Origin of the sequence: Komagataeibacter saccharivorans (assembly GCF_004348195.1) — a bacterium.
In the GTDB taxonomy this organism is placed as follows: domain Bacteria; phylum Pseudomonadota; class Alphaproteobacteria; order Acetobacterales; family Acetobacteraceae; genus Komagataeibacter; species Komagataeibacter saccharivorans.
This window is the reverse complement of sequence record NZ_CP036404.1, coordinates 2,437,303-2,458,582: the sequence shown is the minus strand read 5'-3', so window position 1 is coordinate 2,458,582 and position 21,280 is coordinate 2,437,303. Positions and strand designations below refer to the sequence as shown.

Genomic DNA, 21,280 nt, shown 5'->3' with positions numbered 1-21,280 from the left:
ACGCTACGCCCCTTCCATGTCCGGGCTGGCGGGGGCTATGGAAATGGCGCTGTCGTTCATGTCCTGACAGCAGGCGCGCAGGGTGGCGATGAAGTTCGTCATAAGCGGCACATGCTGGCCCGCCCGCATGGCTATGGCCAGTTCCGCACGCGGCGCTTTCGCCCCCAGTGAATGATAGGTCACGCCGCCCGAATGGATCTGGTGCAGCGAACGCGGCACGACCGATACCCCCAGTCCTGCGGCCACAAGCGGCACGGTCGATGCGATCTGCGGGGCCTGCTGGCCCATGCGCGGCGTAAAACCTGCATTGTGACAGGCTGACAGGATCGCATCATGAAAGCCCGGCCCCAGTTCACGCGGGAAGATGATGAAGGGTTCATCGGCCAGCATCTCCAGTTCCAGATTCGGATGGATGGCAAGCGGATGGCCCTTGGGCAGGGCGACCACCGTTTCCTCCTCCAGCAGGGGGGAAACCAGCAGCCCCGCCCCGTCTGGCACTGGCGGGCGGACGATTGCGATATCAATGGCCCGGTCATGCAGCGCCTTGCGCAGGGCCGGGGTATTGCTTTCCTCAAGGTAGATGGTGACATCGGGCCACACTTCGCAAAAGCGGCGCACGGTCAGCGGGATCAGCGGCAGCAGGGAGACCGCGCCCGCCAGCCCCACGCGGATATGCCCCTTCTCGCCCCGGGCCAGCCCGCGCGCGGTGGACAGGAACTGCCGCTGCATCCCCAGCAGCGCACGGGCCTGATCCAGAAGGACAAGCCCGATATCCGTCAGCCGGACCCCGCGCGTCAGGCGCTGGAACAGAAGCACGCCCAGTTCATTTTCAAGCTGCTTGATCTGCTGGCTCAATGGCGGCTGTTCTATGCCAAGCTGTTCCGCCGCACGGGTGAAACTGCCGTTCTCGGCAACTGCCACGAAATATCGTAAATGCCTTAAATCCATATTCCATATAAATTATATATGGAAAGGGCCTTCAATATATATTTGACGAAATAACATGCCATGCGCCACGTTTCGCGCCAATCGTGCTGAGGATGAGTATCCCGTAATGAAGATTGGCCTGTTCATTCCATGTTATATCGACGCGTTCTACCCCGAGGCGGGAATCGCCACGCTGGAACTGCTGGAGAAACTGGGGCTGGATGTTGAATATCCGCTGGACCAGACCTGCTGTGGCCAGCCGATGGGCAATTCAGGCTGCAATTCGGACGCTGCGGCGGCGGAAGCGCTGTTCGTGCGCAACTTCGCGCGCTTCGACAAGATCGTCATGCCTTCGGGAAGCTGCACACATCATGTGCGCGACAATTTCGATGCGATTCCCCAGACCGACGAAGTCCGCCATGTGCGTGAAAACACCTTCGAACTGGTGGAATTCCTGCATGACGTGCTGAAGGTGGACGCATTTCCATGGGCGGAGTTCAATCACACCGTCGGACTGCATAACAGTTGCGGCACGCTGCGCGCCCTGCGCACCGCCAGCATGTCCGAACTGGGGGAAAAGCCGTTCTCAAAGCCGATGGACCTGCTGAAAAAAGTCCGGGGCATCCGCTTCGTCACCCCGAAACGGCCTGATGAATGCTGCGGCTTCGGCGGCACCTTCTCGGTTACGGAAGAAGCCGTGTCCGCCCGCATGGGCGTGGACAAGGTGCGCGACCATCATCAGGCCGGGGCGGAATACATCGTCTCCGCCGATTCGTCGTGCACGATGCACCAGCAGGGCTGTGCCGAACGCGCGGGCGTTCCGATCCGCTTCATTCATATCGCGCAGATCCTTAACGGAGCAGCAGAATGAGCAACAGACCGGTCAATCACGCAAAGGCCGCCGCGCATTTTCTGGAAGATGCGCCCCATCTCCAGTTCCATGACGAACGCCTGTGGGACATGCGCCAGAAGCGTGACGCGCAGATGCACATCCTGCCGGAATGGCAGGAACTGCGCGAGGAAGCATCGCGCATCAAGGAACACACGCTCTCGCGCCTGCCCGAATATCTTGAACAGTTCGAAGAAAACGCGAAGAAGAACGGCATTCACGTCCACTGGGCGCGCGACGGGGCTGAACATAACCGCATCGTGGGTGAAATCCTCAAGGCCCATAACGCGCGCAACCTGATCAAGAGCAAGTCCATGGTCACCGAAGAGTGTGACATGCGGCCCTATCTTGCAAAACAGGGCGTTACCGTGACCGAAACGGATCTGGGCGAACGCATCCAGCAACTTGATGACCAGTTGCCCAGCCATATCGTGGTCCCGGCCGTCCACAAGCTGACATCGGACGTGGCGAAGATATTCGCCAAGGACTACCACACCGATCCCGATATCCGTGACCCGCACCTGCTGGCCGAAGCGCAGCGTCAGGCCGCGCGGCCGGTGATCCTGCACGCCGATGCAGGCATGACGGGCGGCAATTTCGTGGTGGCGGAAACCGGCACGTTCGTTGTCTGCACCAATGAAGGCAATGCCGACCTGAGTGCGACAGTGCCCAACCTGCATATCGCCACCATCGGCATCGAACGCCTTGTGCCGCGCATGGCTGATCTGGGCGTTTTCATCCGCCTGCTGTCACGCAGTGCGCTGGGATCGCCCATCACACAGTACACCACCCATTTCCGTGGCCCGCAGAAGGGCGGCGAGATGCATGTGGTGCTGGTGGATAATGGCCGTTCCGCCCGCCTTGGCATGGAAGATTTCTGGACATCGCTCAAATGCATCCGCTGTGGCGCGTGCATGAATACCTGTCCGGTTTACCGCCGGTCTGGCGGGCTGTCCTATGGCGCGGTCTATTCCGGCCCGATCGGCGCGATCATCGATCCCACCTTCAACGAGCGCAAATACAGCACGCTTCCCTATGCCTCGACGCTGAACGGAAGCTGCACCAATGTCTGTCCGGTCAAGATCAACATCCACGAACAGCTTTACAAATGGCGTCGCGTGCTGGTGCAGCACCATGAAATGCCCTTCGTCAAGCGCGAGATCATGCACATGGCGGGCAAGCTCATGGGGCAGCCCAAGATGTATCGCGCCGCCATCAAGATGACCGAGGTCTCGCTGGCCAGCATGCCGCGCTTCGTGCTGTATAACTGGCTGAACCCGTGGGGCAAGCACCGCGAAAACCCCCATCCGGTCAAGCAGACCTTCCATGACTGGTACAAGAAAAACCGCGCACCCGGCCAGACTGACGCAGCGGAGACCGCAAAATGAGCGCACGCGATGAAATCCTGCAGGCCCTGCGGAACAATCGCCCCACGCCGGAAAACCATCCCCTGCCGCCCGTTGCGACATTGGGCGACCTGGATGCCAGCCGCGAGCGTTTCATCACCAGCCTAAAGATACTGGGCGGTGACGTACTGGAACCGGTGGAGGGTGAAACGCTGGACGAAGCCATCCTGCGCCGCCACCCGGATGCGAAGGTGATCTGTTCCAACGTGCCGGAGGCCAGGGGGACGCTGCCGGTCGAGCGGATCAAGACCCCGCAGGATGCCGCGACGATAGACGTGACCGTGGTGCGCGCAGCCTTCGGCATTGCGGAAATGGGATCGATCTTCCTGAGCGAAGCCCAGCTTCCGATCAATTCCTTTGCCCATCTGGGGCAGCATATCGTGGTGCTGCTGTCAGCCGATGCGATTACGGCCAACATGCATACTGCGTATCAGAAGCAGCCGGAATTCCGGTCTGCCAATTATGGCGTGCTGATGAGCGGCCCGTCCGCCACGGCGGATATTCAGGGCGTGCTGATCCGTGGCGCGCAGGGCGTGCGCACGCTTTCCGTCTGGTTTACCTGACTGCAACCAGCAATCCGTCCCGGCCCCATCATGGCGTGTGGCCGGGACGGGCTGGTATCAGACCGCCTTTTTAAGGTTCGGGCTGGCCTTGAAGCGTACGGTCTTGCCCGCCTTGACCTTGACCGCTTCCCCCGTGCGGGGGTTGAGCGCCTTGCGCGCCTTGGTCTTCTTGACGGTAAATGTTCCGAAAGACGGTAGGGTAAAGCCCCCTTCCCGCTTGAGTTCCTTGACAATCGCTGCAATCAGGTCAGAGGCCGCCTGGTTGGCCGCAACGCCGGTGCAATCGATTGAATCCTGTATAACAGCGGCAATAAAGGCCTTACTCATCGGAACAGCGCGCTCCTTCCTGGCTAAAAATTGATTGCGTCAATATTTGCGCCCGCATGGAATTGATTGGACATAACCACCCACCGGGGCTGGACGGTCGCGGCTTGTAACCTGATGACAGGGGTTAGGCCAGCAATTTTTTGTTATCACATGAAAATTTATCTTGATCAGATCAGCAAGAACCGCATCCGTCCCATATTTCGCAGTCATATAAGGGAATCTATCGGATAACGAAAGTTTTATAACGTAACCGAATCATTTAACCGGCGTAAAACCGGGCCTGCACCTGGGAATAGGCACCACCCTGTCATTACGGGGCGGCACCGTTTGCGGCGCAGGGATATGTCGGCCGGTCAGCTTTTGAAATTCTGGACCTTGAGATCGGTTACACCGACAAAGGTAATCTGGGTCTTGTCGCCAAGGCTGACAGTCGTGCTGCCGCCCGCAATGGTGGCGTTATCCAGCATCGACTGTATCGACGCCGGAGTCGCGTCAAAACCGGACAGTTTGACGATATTCGCAGCCGACTTTCCAAAATCCTGGATAATGTCGTGGCCCCCGTCCTGACCGTGGATAAAATCGAATTCCGTCGTCCCGCTCCCTGCCTTGAGCAGGTCATTGCCCGATCCGGCCTGAAGGATATTCTGGCCATTGCCGCCGATCAGCGTGTCATTACCCGTGCCACCCATTGCGTACAGCGTCCCCCCCGACAGGCCGCCATCCAGTGTCTCGTTCCCGCCGGCGGCGTGGTAGGTCATGCTGCGGGTGGTGCCAGCGGTAAGATCCAGGCCAGCCGCACCAAAAATGGTGGCGTTGCTTCCGGTCACGGTATCTGAAATGCCGCTGCTGCCATCAATGAAGGTCAGGGTTCCCGGTACGCTGACCTGAATGGTGCTGTTGTCGAGACCATCAATCTGCGTCGTCTGACTGGCGGAAATCGTATCGCTGCTGCCCCCCGTGATGGACAGGCTGCCATCCGCCACAATCGAACTGCCACTGACCGTATCAAGCACAAGGCTGCCATGGCCGTTGATGACGTCATCCTGTCCGCCCTGCACGGTATTGATGGTCTGGTCCGTATATTCGTCTTCAAAAAAGCCGCCGTCATCATAGGCATTGATGGTGTCGTTACCGGTATTCTGTACGACCACGCCATCAATGACCTCAACGGTCGATACCCCGCCGCTGAACAGCGTTGTCGATGACCCCGGCATGGACCAGTTTCCCGTAACCGTAGGCGTGCCCGCATAGCCATAGACCGTATCCGATCCGCCCATCGTATGGACGGTATCCTGCCCCGCGCCACTGACCACGGCGCTATTGCCCCCGGCGGCGTCATAATTTACCTGCCCCGGTCCGGCATTGTACTCCACGGTGCCAAGATCGCCGTCCATGACATTGACGGACGATGACGTGCCGCTGCCCTGCAGACCGATATCCTGATCCAGTGGGGTCGTGGTGGTGCTGCCGATATCGACAAGGGAGGCAGTGCTGTCGATGGCATATGTTCCGCCACTGGTGACATCCTGCACGCCCGCAGTCCCGGCGTTGCTGCGCAGGGCCTGATCGATGTCCTCCACGCCTGTAACGCGTCCGGTCTGCTGGGTTGTCGTGGCGCCCCCCGCCACGGTTGCGATATCCGCGCCAAAAGCATTGGTGCCAAGCGTAAGCTGGCTGAGCGCACGCAGTGCCTGCTGCTCGCCGACCTGCTGCAGCCCCTGTATGAGCGCACCGCTGTCCTGATTGATTCCCAGCAACAGTCCGGTTGCGCCGGTTACGGTCACATCACCCATGAATTCCGGTCCTTTTCACGCCCTGCGGGAAAGGGCGTGCCTGCATCCCCTGCCGCAGATGATCCGTTGTTCCGCTGCCATGACGGGAGCGGAACAGGCTTCATTCAGGACCGATATAGTCTTGATCAGTTAAGAAATTCAGAATCCGGAGCGGATTGGTTCAGTTTAATGGCACGCGGTGTTCGAGTTCCTCCAGCCAGATGCGGGCATTGCCGTCCGACGGCGCGCGCCAGTCACCACGGGGCGACAGCGCGCCCCCTGCCACCACCTTTGGCCCGTTGGGCATGGCCGAACGCTTGAACTGGCTGAACCCGAAGAAGCGGCGCAGGAAAACACCCAGCCAGTGCCGGATTTCAGCCAGTGTATATGCCTGCCTGCTGTCCGGCGGGAAACCGGGGGGCCACTCGCCCGCCTGTGCATTTCCCCATGCATGCAGGGCCATGAATGCGATACGGGACGGACGGAAACCATAACGCAGCACATGGAACAGGGTGAAATCCTGCAATGCGTAAGGGCCGATCAGCGCTTCGGTGCTCTGCACGGCCTGTCCGGGCGATGCGGGCACCAGTTCGGGCGAAATTTCGGTCGACAGGATCGCCTCCAGCACCGTGCGGGTGCGGGCATCTTCCTGCCCGTTCGCCATGACCCAACGGATCAGGTGCTGGATCAGGGTTTTGGGCAGGCCGGAATTGACGTTGTAATGCGCCATCTGGTCGCCCACGCCATAAGTACACCATCCCAGCGCCAGTTCGGACAGGTCCCCCGTGCCAATCACGATTCCACCCGTCTGGTTGGCCAGACGGAACAGGTAATCCGTGCGCAGCCCGGCCTGCACGTTTTCAAACGTGACATCATAGATCGGCAGGTCCTGTGCAAACGGATGACCCATCTGTTCCAGCATGAGGCGTGCGGCGGGGCGGATATCTATCTCCTGCGCCTGCACACCCAGTGCCGCCATAAGTTCATGGGCATTGCCGCGCGTGCCGTCGGTAGTACCGAAACCCGGCATGGTGTAGCCCCGCACCGCCTGCCGCCCCAGTCCGCTTTCATCCGCCGCCCGCACGGCCACCAGCAGGGCATGCGTCGAATCCAGTCCGCCCGATACCCCGATCACCAGCGTTTTCGCACCCGAAGCCTGCAACCGTCGCTTCAGCGCCGTCACCTGTATGGTGAAGGCTTCGTAACAGTCCTGATCCAGCAGCGCCGGATCGCTTGGCACGAAGGGAAAACGGGGAATGGCGCGACGCAGGCCGATATCCCCGGTAGGTGGCGTGACGGACAGGGCGATATGACGCCATTCCTGCGTGATGGTCTGGGCACGGTTATTGGCGAACGTGCCCATGCGCAGGCGTTCCTGCCGCAGCAGGTCCAGATCGATATCCGCCAGCAATGTCACCAGACCGGAAGGAAAGCGCGCGCTTTCGGCCAGTATCGTGCCATTTTCAAAAATCGATGCCTGACCGTCCCATGCGACATCGGTGGTCGATTCCCCCTCGCCCGCGGCAGCATAGACATAGGCACAGACACATCGCGCCGAATGGGACTGGCACAGCAGGGTGCGCGTACGCGCCTTGCCAACCGTGATGTTGCTGGCGGACAGGTTCGCAATGACCGACGCACCGGCCAGGGCCGCATGGATGCCCGGCGGCTGCGGCACCCACATGTCCTCACAGATTTCAGCGGCGACCACCAGTCCCGGCACGCCCTGCACATCGAACAGCAGGTCTGTGCCAAAAGGCACGTCAGAACCGTCGAGAAGAATATGACCGTCGCGCAGCCCGGCCCCGGCGGTGAACTGCCGGGCTTCATAAAACTCACGGTAATTGGGCAGGTAGGATTTCGGGATGATGCCGACAATACGGCCATCATGCAGAGCGACGGCGCAGTTATACAGCGCATCGCGCCACACCACCGGCGCGCCCACCAGCACCAGTGGCCGTAACCCCGCCGTCTGCCGCGCAAGCCAGACAAGGGCGTCATTCACCCGGTCAAGCAGGACATCCTGCTGCCGCAGATCCTCGATCGCGTAGCCCGACAGGCCTAGCTCGGGAAACACCGCCACCACAGCGCCCGCATCATGACAGGCACGGATACCATCATACGTGCGGCGGGCATTTTCCATCGGATCGGCCAGCACAACAGGCAGCGTACAGGCCGCCACGCGGGCGAAACCATGCTGGTACAGATTGTAAAATCCGCTTGTCGTACTGCCTGCTGTCATATCCTGCTTCCCACCCGGCCTGGCCAAAATCATGTGTTCCGATGAACCGCCCGCCCTCTGGCGCATTGTTATAGGGCGGATTCCATTGCCGCGTCTGTCAAACAACGAACGGAAGGAACCGAATCATGGACCTGCTACGCTGGACCATCACATTCCTTGTCCTGGCCCTGATCGCCGCGGTTTTTGGCTTCGGTGGCATTTCAGACACCTTTGCCTATTTCGGCAAGGTGCTGTTCTTCATCTTCATCGTGCTGTTCATCATTGGATTGTTTTTTGGCCGCGGTCGCGGAACATTGCCCTGACCTTGCCGTGGCGGAGCGCAAGGCGCACGGGCAGGATCAGAAGCAGGGCATAGATCCCGTCCATGGCCGCCATTGAAAGGGGCAGGCCCGGCACCAGATAAGTCGCCGCGTCGCACGGTTTAGCCGGGTGGCGCGGCATGGAGGCCAGACGTTCGGCAAAGGTGCCGCCGTGAAAAACCGGGGCGCGGCATGACGGGAATGGACTGATCCACCATCCCTGCTCGACCCCTACATGCACGAACGACAGAACGCCGCCCGATAACAGGACCGGCACGCACAGCCACAGGGCAAGACGCGCCCCCCCACGGGGCAGCACGGCCGCCAGAACGCCAAGCCCGATCACGATACGATAGGGCCAGCGTTCCATCAGGCACAGTTCACACGGCACCGTGCCCAGAACATGCTCGCTCCACCACGCGATACCCAGCGCCATGCAGCCTGCCAGCACGAGCAGTAAGGCATAGGAACGCATGACCGGCTACGGCTGACCCGCGACGGGTGCTGCCTCAAGCGCACGCATGAAATCCGCCGCCCAGCTTATCGCCGTGGTCCGGCTGACTTCCTGTTCCAGCGCCTGCCAGCGCGTGCGCCGTTCATCCACCCCCATGGTCAGGGCGGCGTGCAAGGCATCAGCGATCTCATCGGGATCATACGGGTTGACCAGTATCCCTTCTTCCATTTCCGGGGCGGCGCCCGCGAAATGCGACAGGATCAGCACCCCCGGATTGGCCGGGTCCTGGGCTGCGACATATTCCTTGGCCACAAGGTTCATGCCATCGCGCAGCGGGGTGATAAGGGCTGCTTCCGACCGGCGGTAGAATCCCGCCAGCACTTCGCGCGCAATCGGGCGGGTGATGTAGCGGATGGGGGTCCAGTCGAATTCCGAATACGCACCGTTGATCCGGCCCGTCAGTTCATCGAGCTGACGGCGAAGCTGGCGATATTCCTCCACCCCCCCGCGTGAGATGGGCGCCACCTGAAGGAAAGTGACCTTGCCCCGATGTTCGGGGTAGCGCGCCAAAAACGCCTCATACCCCCGGAAGCGTTCGGGCAGGCCCTTGGAGTAATCCAGCCGGTCAACGCCCAGCACCAGTTTCGCGCCGCGCAGGCTGGATTCGAGCCGTTCGACCTCCGCTCCCTGCATGCTTTTTTCAGCCTGCGTGCGGAATTCAACCGGGTCGATACCGATGGGGAAGGCCTGCCCCCGTTCGGGCAGATTGTTGACGCGCAGCGCGTGATTGAGGTTTTCCGCATCCTCGGCAGTCTGCACGCCCACCAGATCGTAGCTCTGCATATCCTCAAGCAGCAGGTCCGCGCCGGGCAGCGAGCGTACAAGGCTCCATGGCGGGAACGGGATATGCAGGAAAAAGCCGATACGGCATGTCACGCCAAGATCGCGCAGCGCCTGCCCCAGCGGGAACAGGTGGTAATCATGCACCCAGATCACGTCATCAGGACGCAGCAGCGGCAGCAGCGTGCGGGCGAACATGGCGTTGACCGCAAGGTAGGTTTCCCAGTCCGTGCGGGAATAGTTCATGAGCCCGACGCGGTAATGGAACAGCGGCCACAGGATGCCGTTGGAGAAATTCTGGTAAAATCCCTCATACTGGGCGGGTGTCAGGTCAATGGTGGCGTAGGTCACGTTATCGACCCGGTCCAGCCGGGGCACCGGATCGCCACCGTGAAGCTGGACCTGTTTGCCCGACCAGCCGAACCAGAGCGATTCCCCTTCGCGCAGGGCATCCTTCAGCCCGACGGCCAGACCACCAGCAGGCTGGCTGCGTTCACGCGGGGAAGGAACGCGGTTTGAAACAATAATCAGTCGCCCCATGTATCACTGCCTCCCCCGGCCAGACGCGCAAGCCACGCGCGGAATGCTTCAGGATCCGGGAAATCGGCGGGAATACGCAATCCGATACCACCCAGCTGTTCGGCCATGCGCACGCCGTCCTCATCGGTTACATCGTCGCCCACGAAAATGGGGGACCGCCCGGCAAAGGGCGCACTTTGCATGAGGGCCGCCACCGCATGTCCCTTGTCGATACCCGCTGGCCGGATTTCCCACGCCATCTTGGCTGCCTGCACGTGAAACGCGCCATTGGTGGTTGCGATCCATTCATGCGCGATGCGGCCCAGTTCCGCACCAGCATCGGGCGCGCCGCGGTAATGCAGGACAAAACCCGCCTTCTTGCGTTCGATCCGCACGCCGGGATGGGCCTGCGCCAGACTTTCGGCCTGTTCCAGCCATGCGGCGGGAACAGGCGGCAACGGCGAGCGTTCGATCGGCTGGCCCGGCGCGTGCCGGATGGCGATGCCATGCTCCCCCGCCACGGCATAGGCCACATCCCCAAGGAAATGGTCGATCTGTTCGATGGGGCGGCCGGAAATGACGGCCAGCGCATTGCCGCACCGCTCACGCAGGCGTCTGAGCGTATCCAGCAGGCCCGGGGCGACAACGACCGATTCAGGCGTGGGAGCGATATCGACCAGCGTACCGTCAAAATCCAGCAGGAATGCCGCCTTGGCCGGTGGAGGTAGCCGTTCGAGCGAAGGAAGGGAAGATATCTTGCTCATGGTTTTCTAGCCTCCGGCATAGCTGGGGAATACGCAAGCCCGGAACCGGCCCGAACCAAAGCGTGCATTAATACGATATAAACTAAACTTTTTTCTAATGTAGCATCAGGGGCGCACCCCCATCGTCCTCCGGCTGGGATGGTGTGGGGGATACGGATGGGGACGGCACGGGCGGTGCCATCACGGGTGCCTGCACGGGGGACATGCCCTGCGCGGGTGTGCTCTCGCTCCCCGCGGATGGAGCGGGGGATACAGGTGCAGCGGTACCGCCATCCGCAGCGGGCGGCACGGCCGGCTGCGCGGCACTCTGGGCCGCCGCTACGGCAAGCGGCGGCGGGATGGGGGCCACGACATCCCCGCTACAGGCCACAAGCTGCACATCATAAAGCGGGTTCTGGAATACGCCCGTCGCGGGTTCCGCAACCGCCATCCAGCCCTGGAACGGGGTCATGCCCTCATGCGCATCACGCACTTCCAGCCATGCTGCACTGTCGGCAGGCAGGGTAGGCGGGCGCTGGAGGCACGATGTCACATGCACCGTCAGGCTTTTATAGGTCGCATCCTGCCCGACCGGAACGGTCAGCGTCTGGGTATGGGCGTCGAGTTTGTCGAGCACACGCACAACCGCGACTGACTGGCCCTGCCATGTATCGGCCGGATAGATGGCAGGTGCGGGCAGCCATTCAACAGCATGGGCACTGACGGGCAGGCAGGCGAGCAGCAGGGCAGGCAGGCAGCGCGCAGCCGACCTCATACCTTGGGGCTCCGCAGGTTATTGACCACATCAAGCAGGATCTGGCGCATTGCGGCCTCATCCACGCCCATCAGGATGGCATCCTCGAACGCATCACGCAGGATTCCCTGAATCTCTTCATGATTTTCCTGCAATATCAGCAATTTGTCCCGACATGAGACGGGTGTGCCATCAGATTGTGGCCAGATGCGGGGCGTCGTCGCATTATCCGATGCGTCGTGGCTCATGGCGCGTCTCCACCACCGGGCGGCGGCAGTTGCTGCGCGGCCTTGTCCTGCCGGTTCTTCGTCAGTGTATCGGTGACGGAAAAGATGAACTTGCTTAAAAGCTGCTCAAGGCTGATCGCGCCCTGCGTCTGGCCAATCATGCCGCCGGGGGCCAGCATCTTCTCATCCCCGCCCGGAGACAGCGCGATATACTTGCCGCCCAGCAGGCTGTCGCTGGTGATGATCGCCGCCGTATCATCGGGCAGCTTTATGTCCGGCCGCACCGTAAAGGTAACCTGCGCCGCATAGGTCTTCGGGTCGACATGTTCATCAACCACCTGCCCCACCGTAATACCGGCCAGCCGCACATCCGACCCGATGGACAGGCCATCGATATGGGCAAAACCCGCATTCAGCCGGTAGCCCGTTTCATGCGGGCGTCCCTTGTCAACAACGGCGTAAACCAGCAGCCCGGCCAGCGCCGCCAGTACGGCGAACCCGGCAAGAAGTTCCGTTGGCTGACGGCCTGCGCGCCCTGAAACAGCAGCAACCATGGTGGCTAAGCTTCCCCAATATCCGATGGGACGCACTCTAGCAGGTTACGCCACCGACTTCATCCCTCGGGGTACCATGCCTCATAATCGCTGGTGGTTGAAGCCCGCTGGCCGCCCTGCACATCGCTGCCGGGGGGATGATAGGCTTCCGGCGTGCCAGTGCGGTTGGGCTGCCACGGCTGCTGCCATGGCTGGCGCGCGCTTTCGGGCAGGGGTGCTGCCTCCATATGGTGCAGCCAGCCCCACCATTCGGGCGGAACGGCGGATGCGTCCTCCCCCTTATGGTAGATGACCCAGCGTTCATGCCGCTTTTCCCCGCCGCCAGTGCGGTTGAGGGTCCGGGCCTCATAATAACACCGGCCATCGGCGTCCCTGCCGACCAGCCGCCCCCTGAAACGGGTATAGATACGGGTGCCTAGATTTGCCATGCACGCAGCCTAATCCGCGCGTGCCCGCATGGTCCACGCGGATATGCGCACGCGCCCGTCACATCTGCGGGATCGGTCATCCGTCCACCCTGCGCGAAACACCATTATGAACCCGCGCGCGTAGGGGCGGCTCCCGGTCTGCTGGCCCGGCGGATGGCCCGGATTCCCGACCCCGGCACCCCGGCCAGCCCCGATTTTTCACCGCTGCGGCACACCGTTTGCAGTTATCCCCCATATCCACGGTATCCAGTGGAATGTATAGTTGCGACTCCGCTCCAAACGGGTTCCGCCCGCCCTGTACGTGCCGGTAAAACAGTAGGCATGACAGCACGAAGCCACTGGAACGGCGTGCGCATGCGCACCGTCGAGGCCGCAGCCGACCCCGACGACGCCCCACGTTCCGTTACCCTGCCCGCCGACTGGGATGACACGGCAGCCGCGGCCCTTGCCCGGCTGGCCCCCGGTCACGGTCCCGCCAGCCTGCCGGTCGAGGCCGCGCGATGGATAGATGACCTGTGTCTGGGCGAAGTGTCCGGTCCGGTCATCCGGCCCGTCGCGCGCACGCTGTCGTGCCTCCTGCTCATGCGGCAGGCGGCGCCGGCGGAAAGCCTGTGGCATGGCCATCACGACCGCAGACCCGCCTTCGTGGTCAACCTTGCCGCGTTCGTGGAAGCCGATAACGGCTTCATGGCGCAGGATTTCGTCGCCGCCCTGCGGCTGCTGGCCCGCGTCCTGCGCGCGGTGTCGCAACAGAAAATCCATATGCGCAACGGCGAACTGCCCCTGCCCGAACCTGCGGGCCGGGCCACGCCGCACCTGCGGCCCGTGGTGATGCCGCAGCCGGTGGAAAGCCATGAGCGCCCGCCCACCGCCGGCACCATCCAGTTGACCAATCTCGATGCCTGCCTCGCCGGGCTGGGACTGGATTACGACAGCGAGACCGGACGGGATGCGGCCTGCAGCATCGTGGCGCTGGCAACCCTTGTCGCCCATGCGGGCGAGGGTGCTGACGCCATGCCCCTGCCGCCCGTGCGCAGCGTGCTGCCCGGTGTCAGCCAGATTGCCCGCGCTGTGTGGCAGGAAGCCGCAGTCGAGGCCGACCAGCCCGCGGCCCGGGTGGAAACCGGCTTTTCCACCCCCGGCCCGATTGATGCGCTGCTGGGTGTGGAAGCCTGTGGCCTTGCACCGGTGTTTTCCCCGCTGCGTGCTGACGGGCGGCTGGCCATGAGCACGCTGGCCCGTCTGGCCTGCCGGGGACTGACACTGGAAGCCGCCTTCGCGGCGACCCTGGCGGGTGAAACCGTACTGCCGCTGCCCGGCGCCGTTTCGCATCAGGCCATGCATCGCGCGCTGAGCGGTTTTGTCGATCATGTCCCCGCCCGCCCCGACGCCACGCGCGATACGCTGGCCACCCGGTCCGGCCTGGAACGCGGCGTGCGCCGCAACCTGCCGCCGCGCCATGGAGGCTTCACCCAGAAAGCAAGCGTGGGCGGTCATCGCCTGTTCCTGCGCACAGGGGAATATGCCGACGGGTCGCTGGGTGAAATCAGCCTGACGCCCACGCGCGAAAGCCCGATGGTGCGCGGGCTTATGGACACGCTGGGTCAGGCGGTCAGCATCGGCCTGCAATATGGCGCGCCGCTGGAAAGCTATGTGGAGGCCTTTGCCTACACCCATTTCGGCCCTGCCGGCACGGTGGAGGGCGATCCGGTTGCATCCTATGCGACATCCATGCTGGACTACGCATTCCGGGCCCTGTCCGATGCCTATCTGGGTCGCAGGCTGCCCGATGCCCCGCATGAGGATATGATGGCGGACAGCCCTGCCCCCATGCTGCCGCTTGACCTGCCCGAATCCGGGCATGACGATGGTGATGACACGCCTCCCCGGCGGCGTGGGCTGCGACTGGTCGGATAAGGCCGGTCCATCCCGCCACCCTGACAGAAGGATACCCCGATGCCTGACACAACTCCCGAACAGCGCCTGAAGAACCTTGGCATTGTCCTGCCCACACCCGCCGCCCCGGTGGCGAATTACGTCGCCGCCGTACTCAGCGGTTCATCGCTGGTGGTGTCCGGGCAGCTTCCGCTGGTGGATGGCAAGCTGCTGACCACGGGCAAGCTGGGCGACAGTGTTGCGGTGGAACTGGCGGTCGAGGCCGCGCGCTACAGCATGATCAACGTGATCGCGCAGGTGAAGGCCGCCATTGGCGACCTGTCGCGCGTGCGCAGGGTTGTCCGTCTGGGCGGGTTCATCGCCTGCACGCCCGACTTCACGCAGCATGCCGCCGTCATGAATGGTGCATCCGACCTTGCGGTTGCGGTATTTGGTGATGCGGGCCGTCATGCCCGTTCCACCGTGGGGGTGCCGTCACTGCCGCTTGATTCGGCAGTGGAAGTGGAAGGACTGTTCGAAATCGCCTGATGTAAAACACATCAGACATAAACTTAGGGAGCCTGTCATGTCCCAGATGCCCCACGCACCCGACCTGATGGTGCGTCTGTCATGACCGGCACCACAATGATCCTGCACCGCAGGATAGCCGAAATCCCGGCACGGGAATGGGACGACTGCGCGGGCGACGACAATCCCTTTGTCAGCCATGCCTTCCTGTCGGCGCTGGAAGAAAGTGGTTCCACCTCCCCCCAGACCGGCTGGCTGCCCCAGCATCTTGTCTTGCGCAACGGTGCGGGGCGACTGCTGGCAGTGGCCCCGCTCTATGCCAAAAGCCATTCCTTTGGCGAATACGTCTTTGACCAGCAATGGGCGCAGGCCTTTGCGCAGGCGGGCGGGCAGTACTATCCCAAACTGCAGGCTGCGGTTCCCTTCTCCCCTGTGCCGGGCCCGCGCCTGCTGGTGCATCCCGATGCGCCCGATGCCGACGCGCTGCGCCAGCTTGCCGCCCGCGCGCTGCGACAGGCATGCGGGGAACTGGGCCTGTCCTCCGTCCATGTCACGTTCTGCACGCAGCATGAATATGACCTGATGGGCCAGACGGGCTGGTTGCAGCGCCTTGGGGTGCAGTACCACTGGGATAACTGCGACTACACCACATTTGACGATTTTCTGGACACGCTGGCCTCACGCAAGCGCAAGGCCATCCGCCGCGAACGGCGTGACGCCAATGCGTGCGGGCTGACGTTCCATACCTATCGCGGCCACGAAATTACCGAATCCCTGTGGCATGATTTCTATCAGTTCTACCTGTCCACCGTGGACCGCAAATGGGGCCGCGCCTATCTCCAGCCCGGTTTCTTTCCCCTGCTGTCACAGCGTCTGGGCGACCGGGTGGTGCTGATGGTGGCACGACAGAACGGGGTGCCTGTGGCCGGCGCGCTCAACCTCATGGGCCGCGATACGCTGTACGGGCGCAACTGGGGGCGGCTGGAAGGGGACTGGCCGTTCCTGCATTTTGAACTGTGCTATTACCGCGCCATCGACTTCGCCATCGCCACCGGACTGAAACGGGTGGAAGCGGGCGCGCAGGGCGAGCACAAGCTGCAACGCGGCTACCGCCCCTGCCTGACCCATTCCGCGCACTGGATCGACCATCCCGGCCTGCGCGAAGCCGTGGCCGATTACCTGCGGCATGAACGCGCGGCAATAGAAGCGGAACTGCCGGCCCTTGATGCACTGACCCCCTACCGCGCCGATCTGTGATCGCCCGATGATGCAGGTCATGCCGCACGGGCTGACGGGCATGATATAACACGTTCCTTACCTGCGCCCCCAGGGGCCGCACCGACAGCGCAAGGACCGGACCATGTACGCAATGCGACTGCTTGCCCCGCACACTCCCCTGCAATGGACCGAACTGCCCGATCCACAGCCGGGACCGGGCCAGATCCGTGTCCGGGTCGGAGCGTGTGGCGTGTGCCGCACCGACCTGCATGTCGTGGATGCGGACCTGCCCTTCCCCGGCCACGCGCTGACACCGGGGCACGAGATCGTAGGGCGGATCGACGCCATCGGCCCGAATGTGGAAGGGCTGCATATGGGCCAGCGGGTCGGTATCCCGTGGCTGGGCCATACCTGTGGATGCTGCCATTACTGCGAAACCGACCATGAAAACCTGTGTGACCATCCCCTGTTTACCGGGTACACGCGCGATGGCGGCTATGCCACGATGGCGGTGGCGGACGCGCATTTCACCTTTCCCCTGCCAGACGGCGATGACGACGTGGCGACAGCGCCCCTGCTGTGCGCGGGGCTGATCGGCTGGCGGTCACTGGTCATGGCGGGGAAAGACGCGCGCAGCATCGGGCTGTACGGGTTCGGGGCCGCCGCCCATATCATCGCGCAGGTGGCGATATGGCAGGGGCGTTCGGTTTACGCCTTCACCCGCCCCGGCGATACCAGAACGCAGGAATTCGCCCGCTCGCTGGGCTGCGTATGGGCAGGTGGATCGGACGAGGCCCCGCCTGAACAGTTGGACGCCACCATCATTTTCGCCCCCGTGGGCGCGCTGGTGCCTGCGGCGCTCAAGGCCGTGCACAAGGCCGGGCGCGTGGTCTGCGCCGGTATCCATATGAGCGAGATCCCGGCCTTTTCCTACGACCTGCTGTGGGAAGAGCGCCAGATCGTGTCGGTCGCCAACCTGACGCGGCAGGACGGCATCGACTTTCTGGATATTGTCCCGCGCGTGGGCATCCGTACCACAACCACGCCCTACCCCCTGCGTGAGGCCAACAGGGCGCTGGATGACCTGCGTCATGGCCGCTTTGAAGGGGCCGCCGTACTGGTGCCCTGAGCGTCCCATACCGGCGGGGCGGAATGTCCCGCCATTATTATTTCTGGCTTTTGGGACAATCATTCTTTATGCACCGGCCTTCTCCCTGACGCATGAACGGCCGGCGGCCAGTTTCCTTCCTGCGTCGCCCGTGTTCTTCATGTTTTGTCCGGATTGCCCGATACATGCCGTTTCCTGAAACCCACCCCGCCCTGCAACGCGCGCTGGACGAGCGTGGGTACGATACCCCGACTCCCGTCCAGAAAGCTGTTCTCGATGTTTCCGCCGAAGGGCGCGACCTGCTTGTTTCCGCCCAGACGGGTTCGGGCAAGACCGTCGCCTTCGGTATCGCCATGGCCGATACCCTGCTTGGCGGGGCGGATCATTTCGGCCAGGCGGGACCACCGCTGGCTGTCATCATCGCGCCGACGCGCGAACTGGCCATGCAGGTCACACGCGAACTGACGTGGCTTTACGCCCCTGCTGGCGGCCGCATCGTATCGTGCATCGGCGGCATGGACGCACGGCGTGAAGCCCGCGCCCTGCAGCTTGGCGCGCATATCGTGGTGGGCACGCCGGGACGGCTGTGCGATCACCAGTCGCGTGGGCGTCTGGACATGTCGGCCCTGCGCGTGGTCGTGCTGGACGAAGCGGACGAGATGCTTGACCTCGGCTTCCGCGACGAGCTTGAGCAACTGCTTGACGCCATGCCCAAGACGCGGCGCACGCTGCTGTTCTCGGCCACCATCGCCAAGGAAATCGCATCGCTGGCGCGCCGTTACCAGAACGACGCGGTGCGTATCGACACCCTGTCGGGCGCCAAGCAGCATGCCGATATCGAATATCGCGCCATCGTGGCCGACGCGCGGGAACTGATCCCCGCCGTGGTCAACGTGCTGCGTTATACCGACAGCCAGACCACCATGGTCTTCTGCGCCACGCGTGAAATGGTCCGCCATATGCAGGCAGCACTGGTGGAACGCGGCTTCTCCTCCGTCGCCCTGTCGGGTGAGCTGGGGCAGAACGAGCGTACCCGCGCCATCGACAGCCTGCGCAAGGGTCAGGCCAATGTCTGCGTTGCAACCGACGTCGCGGCCCGTGGCATCGACATCCCGGCGCTGGCGCTGGTGGTCCATGCGACCCTGCCGACCGATCCGGCCACGCTGCTGCACCGTTCGGGCCGTACGGGCCGTGCGGGCCGCAAGGGCGTATGCGTGCTGATGGTTCCCATGTCACAGCGCCGCCGTGCCGAGCGGCTGATGCAGGGTGCAAAGATCACCGCCACATGGTCCGGCGTGCCCACGGCTGCAGAAATCCGCGCCAATGACGCCAGGCGCCTGCTGGCCGATCCCGCCCTGGAGCAGGATGTGAGCGAAGCGGATGCGGAACTGGTGGGCCAGCTTGTCGAAGGCCGCAGCAAGGAGCGGCTTGCCGCCGCCCTGCTGCAGATGTATCGCGCCCGGCTTCCGGCAGCGGAAAACGTGCGCCACATCACGCCCGAAGCACCGCGCCCCGTCCGTGAAGGTGCCGCCCGTCCGCCGCGTGAAAATTATGAGAGCCGTGAACCCGGCGCATGGTTCGCCATGAGTGTCGGCCGTCAGGACAAGGCCGACCCGAAGTGGCTGATCCCCCTGATCTGCCGCCTTGGTGGTGTGCGCAAGGCGGATATTGGCGCCATCCGCATCAACGATACCCAGACCCTGTTCGAGATCACGCCGGAATCGACGGACAAGTTCCGTTCCTGCATTGCCTCGATCGAAAATGACGAAGTGCAGATCACCGACGCCACGGCCCCCGCAGGTGGCCCGGCGCGCCGGAGCGGTCCGCCGCGTGGTGGCCGTCCGTTCGCCCGCAAGCCCGGTGGCGGCGGCCGTCCCGGTGGCTTTGGTGGCCCGCCGCGCAGTGGCGCTTCCTCACGCAAGCGTCCGCGCACCTGAAGGTTGCGGGCAACCACATCCACAACTGAGCGTTTCATTCATGCCCGGCATTTCATGTCGGGCATGTTTTTTACAGACTCAGGAAACAGGTTTGCCCGTGCTGGATATCCGTCGTTCCCTTCTTTCCCTGACTTCCCTCCTCGCCCTGTGCGCCGTCACCAACAGACCGGCACATGCGGCCCCCGATACGGCGCTGGAGCAGGAACTTGCTGCTGCGACCGGACATTACGCCGCCGACAGCAACCTGCTGGGCACTGGTCCGCTGGCTGATATCCTGAAGCAGGAACTGGGCGCGCAGTATGGCAGCTTCATCCAGAACATGCAGGTCGCAGGCCCCCTGACCGCCGCGGGTGATGTCCTGTTCATGACGGGAAACAAGCCCCATGAAGGGGGCAGCAGTATCGCATGGCTGGTGCTGGACCGCTCGGGCCGCGACATGACCGCGGGCATTCTCAACCCCGGCCAGCTTTCGCTTTACACGACGGGCACGACCCCCGTTACCAAACCGGCTGATGTGCGCACATTGCTGGAAAACCAGAACATGGCCCCACCGCTGTGCAACCAACCACAGGATCTGGCGCAGGGTGCAAAGCTGGAATGGCGTGCCACACTGGAACACGGCGCAACCTGCGTATACCGTCTTGGGCTGCATCGGGGGGAACAGGTGACGGCCCGGCTGAAATCGCATCATGACGATCTGAGCCTGCGCGTGATGGACCCCCATATCGAACCGGTGGCCAACAAACTGTCATGGACGGTGCCGCAGGACGATCTGTATCTGGTGCAGGTGACGCTGCGCCCCGGCGCTACGGTGCAGAAGGCCCAGCCCTACCGGCTGACCATCACCGCCCGGTAACGCGAGGGATTTCAGCCCCCCGAAAACAGAAGGCCCATGCCGCCATGGCATGGGCCTTCGTGGTTACTGGCCGTTACCGCCCAGGAAGTTGTTCACATCCGAACCTGTCTGGTTCTTCAGCGTATTCCAGCGCTGTTTTTCCTCGCTGCCTGCATTGCGCAGGGAATCCAGCCGGTTTTTCGGCGCATTGCGAATCGCATCCAGACGGTCGCGACCGTTCTGGATCTTCTGATCAACGCGACTGCGTTCATCCGTCAGGTTCTGTGCCTCGCTATCGCGGGCCTTCTGCCATTTGCCCACCGTATTGTCGCGCAGGCTGTTGACCTTGTCGTCATAGCCCTGACGCAGGTTCTGCTGGCCGTTCTTCAGCGCCTGCTCACGATCCTGCACGCTCTGGTTGACGGAGTTGTTGTAGGACTGAACGCGATTGTTGGCGCAGTTCTCAGCCTGCGCCGCGCGGCCCAGCACATCCCATTTGGAAGTGTTCTGTCCGCTGCCACAATCCGCCGCCATCGCACCGACAGAGCCGCCAAATGTGACGCCCGCGATGGACAGGGCAAGAATATATTCCCGAATTCTCATAAACACAGCCTTGAAAATTGATTACTACATGAACATCGCCAAAAGATGCACCATATCGTGGTCAGAAATATGACAATGCACTTTCTTTCTGAAAGAATATGATAATCCATTCCTGAAAACGTAGAGCACACAGCACATGCCACCCTCCACACAGGCGCAGACGATACCGGTCTATATACCGTCTCCCATAATGGACAGCCCTGAGCTTTCCCGGTAATTGACACGCCCGGAA

Annotated in this window: 22 protein-coding genes; 10 read left to right on the top strand and 12 right to left on the bottom strand. The window is 62.6% G+C overall.

Features of this window, described 5'->3' with window-relative positions:
- Positions 1–3: 3 nt before the first annotated feature.
- Positions 4–948 carry a LysR family transcriptional regulator gene (locus KSAC_RS11335; protein ID WP_102325234.1) on the bottom strand — a complete coding sequence of 315 codons (945 nt, stop codon included), beginning with the start codon at positions 946–948 and terminating at the stop codon, positions 4–6.
- A 106-nt stretch (positions 949–1,054) separates the two neighbouring features.
- Between KSAC_RS11335 and KSAC_RS11330 the strand changes: the two genes are divergently transcribed.
- Genes KSAC_RS11330 through KSAC_RS11320 form a run of 3 tightly spaced genes read left to right on the top strand, consistent with a single transcriptional unit; the run spans position 1,055 to position 3,785 of the window.
- Entirely contained in the window at positions 1,055–1,798 is a 744-nt protein-coding gene (locus KSAC_RS11330) for a (Fe-S)-binding protein (RefSeq protein ID WP_102325233.1), read from the top strand.
- Positions 1,795–3,204 carry a lactate utilization protein B gene (locus KSAC_RS11325; RefSeq protein WP_132305449.1) on the top strand — a complete coding sequence of 470 codons (1,410 nt, stop codon included), beginning with the start codon at positions 1,795–1,797 and terminating at the stop codon, positions 3,202–3,204. The genes KSAC_RS11330 and KSAC_RS11325 overlap by 4 nt, the downstream gene beginning before the upstream one ends.
- Positions 3,201–3,785, top strand: a complete 585-nt coding sequence (locus tag KSAC_RS11320) for a LutC/YkgG family protein (RefSeq protein WP_102325231.1) — start codon at positions 3,201–3,203, stop codon at positions 3,783–3,785. Before KSAC_RS11325 ends, KSAC_RS11320 begins: the two co-directional genes overlap by 4 nt.
- Before the next feature lie 57 nt (positions 3,786–3,842).
- Here KSAC_RS11320 and KSAC_RS11315 read toward each other — a convergent pair whose 3' ends face one another.
- The 3 genes from KSAC_RS11315 to KSAC_RS11305 form a co-directional block, all read right to left on the bottom strand.
- Positions 3,843–4,112, bottom strand: coding sequence for an HU family DNA-binding protein (locus KSAC_RS11315; protein WP_102325230.1), 270 nt, complete (start codon positions 4,110–4,112; stop codon positions 3,843–3,845).
- A 353-nt stretch (positions 4,113–4,465) separates the two neighbouring features.
- Positions 4,466–5,905, bottom strand: a complete 1,440-nt coding sequence (locus tag KSAC_RS11310; protein WP_132305447.1) for a calcium-binding protein — start codon at positions 5,903–5,905, stop codon at positions 4,466–4,468.
- A 160-nt stretch (positions 5,906–6,065) separates the two neighbouring features.
- Complete coding sequence (locus KSAC_RS11305; RefSeq protein ID WP_132305445.1) at positions 6,066–8,126, bottom strand: NAD(+) synthase; 2,061 nt, start codon at positions 8,124–8,126, stop codon at positions 6,066–6,068.
- A 125-nt stretch (positions 8,127–8,251) separates the two neighbouring features.
- Between KSAC_RS11305 and KSAC_RS11300 the strand changes: the two genes are divergently transcribed.
- Positions 8,252–8,428 carry a DUF1328 domain-containing protein gene (locus KSAC_RS11300; protein WP_102325228.1) on the top strand — a complete coding sequence of 59 codons (177 nt, stop codon included), beginning with the start codon at positions 8,252–8,254 and terminating at the stop codon, positions 8,426–8,428.
- Here KSAC_RS11300 and KSAC_RS11295 read toward each other — a convergent pair.
- The 7 genes from KSAC_RS11295 to KSAC_RS11265 form a co-directional block, all read right to left on the bottom strand.
- Positions 8,385–8,900: a disulfide bond formation protein B gene (locus KSAC_RS11295; protein ID WP_102325227.1), complete on the bottom strand. Its 516-nt coding sequence runs from the start codon at positions 8,898–8,900 to the stop codon at positions 8,385–8,387. The two genes, KSAC_RS11300 and KSAC_RS11295, sit on opposite strands and share 44 nt — an antisense overlap.
- A gap of 6 nt (positions 8,901–8,906) precedes the next feature.
- Positions 8,907–10,259 carry an alpha,alpha-trehalose-phosphate synthase (UDP-forming) gene (locus KSAC_RS11290; protein WP_132305443.1) on the bottom strand — a complete coding sequence of 451 codons (1,353 nt, stop codon included), beginning with the start codon at positions 10,257–10,259 and terminating at the stop codon, positions 8,907–8,909.
- The gene (gene otsB / locus KSAC_RS11285) at positions 10,247–11,002 is read right to left on the bottom strand and encodes a trehalose-phosphatase (RefSeq protein WP_132305441.1); all 756 of its coding nucleotides are present in this window, start codon (positions 11,000–11,002) and stop codon (positions 10,247–10,249) included. The genes KSAC_RS11290 and otsB overlap by 13 nt, the downstream gene beginning before the upstream one ends.
- 94 nt (positions 11,003–11,096) lie before the next feature.
- Complete coding sequence (locus tag KSAC_RS11280; protein ID WP_132305439.1) at positions 11,097–11,756, bottom strand: DUF2155 domain-containing protein; 660 nt, start codon at positions 11,754–11,756, stop codon at positions 11,097–11,099.
- Complete coding sequence (locus KSAC_RS11275; protein ID WP_110548059.1) at positions 11,753–11,983, bottom strand: hypothetical protein; 231 nt, start codon at positions 11,981–11,983, stop codon at positions 11,753–11,755. Before KSAC_RS11275 ends, KSAC_RS11280 begins: the two co-directional genes overlap by 4 nt.
- The gene (mlaD, locus tag KSAC_RS11270) at positions 11,980–12,516 is read right to left on the bottom strand and encodes an outer membrane lipid asymmetry maintenance protein MlaD (protein WP_102325222.1); all 537 of its coding nucleotides are present in this window, start codon (positions 12,514–12,516) and stop codon (positions 11,980–11,982) included. The genes KSAC_RS11275 and mlaD overlap by 4 nt, the downstream gene beginning before the upstream one ends.
- A gap of 59 nt (positions 12,517–12,575) precedes the next feature.
- Entirely contained in the window at positions 12,576–12,944 is a 369-nt protein-coding gene (locus KSAC_RS11265) for an NADH-ubiquinone oxidoreductase subunit NDUFA12 family protein (RefSeq protein WP_102325221.1), read from the bottom strand.
- A 321-nt stretch (positions 12,945–13,265) separates the two neighbouring features.
- Between KSAC_RS11265 and KSAC_RS11260 the strand changes: the two genes are divergently transcribed.
- The 6 genes from KSAC_RS11260 (at position 13,266) to KSAC_RS11235 (ending at position 20,466) form a co-directional block, all read left to right on the top strand.
- Positions 13,266–14,861, top strand: coding sequence for a TSCPD domain-containing protein (locus tag KSAC_RS11260; RefSeq protein ID WP_102325220.1), 1,596 nt, complete (start codon positions 13,266–13,268; stop codon positions 14,859–14,861).
- 39 nt (positions 14,862–14,900) lie between these two features.
- Positions 14,901–15,368: a RidA family protein gene (locus tag KSAC_RS11255; RefSeq protein WP_102325219.1), complete on the top strand. Its 468-nt coding sequence runs from the start codon at positions 14,901–14,903 to the stop codon at positions 15,366–15,368.
- An 81-nt stretch (positions 15,369–15,449) separates the two neighbouring features.
- Entirely contained in the window at positions 15,450–16,604 is a 1,155-nt protein-coding gene (locus KSAC_RS11250) for a GNAT family N-acetyltransferase (protein ID WP_162900396.1), read from the top strand.
- A gap of 103 nt (positions 16,605–16,707) precedes the next feature.
- Entirely contained in the window at positions 16,708–17,694 is a 987-nt protein-coding gene (locus KSAC_RS11245; protein WP_102325218.1) for a zinc-dependent alcohol dehydrogenase family protein, read from the top strand.
- A 164-nt stretch (positions 17,695–17,858) separates the two neighbouring features.
- Positions 17,859–19,610, top strand: coding sequence for a DEAD/DEAH box helicase (locus tag KSAC_RS11240; RefSeq protein ID WP_132305437.1), 1,752 nt, complete (start codon positions 17,859–17,861; stop codon positions 19,608–19,610).
- Between the two features lie 97 nt (positions 19,611–19,707).
- Positions 19,708–20,466, top strand: a complete 759-nt coding sequence (locus KSAC_RS11235) for a hypothetical protein (RefSeq protein ID WP_132306253.1) — start codon at positions 19,708–19,710, stop codon at positions 20,464–20,466.
- Positions 20,467–20,529: 63 nt separating this feature from the next.
- Here the strand turns inward: KSAC_RS11235 and KSAC_RS11230 are convergent, their stop codons facing one another.
- Positions 20,530–21,048, bottom strand: a complete 519-nt coding sequence (locus tag KSAC_RS11230; RefSeq protein WP_102325216.1) for a hypothetical protein — start codon at positions 21,046–21,048, stop codon at positions 20,530–20,532.
- Positions 21,049–21,280: the final 232 nt, after the last annotated feature.

Coding starts and splice junctions, on each gene's coding strand:
- KSAC_RS11335 (WP_102325234.1), bottom strand. CDS start 948: ATGGATTTAAGGCATTTACGATATTTCGTGGCAGTTGCCGAGAACGGC.
- KSAC_RS11330 (WP_102325233.1), top strand. CDS start 1,055: ATGAAGATTGGCCTGTTCATTCCATGTTATATCGACGCGTTCTACCCC.
- KSAC_RS11325 (WP_132305449.1), top strand. CDS start 1,795: ATGAGCAACAGACCGGTCAATCACGCAAAGGCCGCCGCGCATTTTCTG.
- KSAC_RS11320 (WP_102325231.1), top strand. CDS start 3,201: ATGAGCGCACGCGATGAAATCCTGCAGGCCCTGCGGAACAATCGCCCC.
- KSAC_RS11315 (WP_102325230.1), bottom strand. CDS start 4,112: ATGAGTAAGGCCTTTATTGCCGCTGTTATACAGGATTCAATCGATTGC.
- KSAC_RS11310 (WP_132305447.1), bottom strand. CDS start 5,905: ATGGGTGATGTGACCGTAACCGGCGCAACCGGACTGTTGCTGGGAATC.
- KSAC_RS11305 (WP_132305445.1), bottom strand. CDS start 8,126: ATGACAGCAGGCAGTACGACAAGCGGATTTTACAATCTGTACCAGCAT.
- KSAC_RS11300 (WP_102325228.1), top strand. CDS start 8,252: ATGGACCTGCTACGCTGGACCATCACATTCCTTGTCCTGGCCCTGATC.
- KSAC_RS11295 (WP_102325227.1), bottom strand. CDS start 8,900: ATGCGTTCCTATGCCTTACTGCTCGTGCTGGCAGGCTGCATGGCGCTG.
- KSAC_RS11290 (WP_132305443.1), bottom strand. CDS start 10,259: ATGGGGCGACTGATTATTGTTTCAAACCGCGTTCCTTCCCCGCGTGAA.
- otsB (WP_132305441.1), bottom strand. CDS start 11,002: ATGAGCAAGATATCTTCCCTTCCTTCGCTCGAACGGCTACCTCCACCG.
- KSAC_RS11280 (WP_132305439.1), bottom strand. CDS start 11,756: ATGAGGTCGGCTGCGCGCTGCCTGCCTGCCCTGCTGCTCGCCTGCCTG.
- KSAC_RS11275 (WP_110548059.1), bottom strand. CDS start 11,983: ATGAGCCACGACGCATCGGATAATGCGACGACGCCCCGCATCTGGCCA.
- mlaD (WP_102325222.1), bottom strand. CDS start 12,516: ATGGTTGCTGCTGTTTCAGGGCGCGCAGGCCGTCAGCCAACGGAACTT.
- KSAC_RS11265 (WP_102325221.1), bottom strand. CDS start 12,944: ATGGCAAATCTAGGCACCCGTATCTATACCCGTTTCAGGGGGCGGCTG.
- KSAC_RS11260 (WP_102325220.1), top strand. CDS start 13,266: ATGACAGCACGAAGCCACTGGAACGGCGTGCGCATGCGCACCGTCGAG.
- KSAC_RS11255 (WP_102325219.1), top strand. CDS start 14,901: ATGCCTGACACAACTCCCGAACAGCGCCTGAAGAACCTTGGCATTGTC.
- KSAC_RS11250 (WP_162900396.1), top strand. CDS start 15,450: ATGACCGGCACCACAATGATCCTGCACCGCAGGATAGCCGAAATCCCG.
- KSAC_RS11245 (WP_102325218.1), top strand. CDS start 16,708: ATGTACGCAATGCGACTGCTTGCCCCGCACACTCCCCTGCAATGGACC.
- KSAC_RS11240 (WP_132305437.1), top strand. CDS start 17,859: ATGCCGTTTCCTGAAACCCACCCCGCCCTGCAACGCGCGCTGGACGAG.
- KSAC_RS11230 (WP_102325216.1), bottom strand. CDS start 21,048: ATGAGAATTCGGGAATATATTCTTGCCCTGTCCATCGCGGGCGTCACA.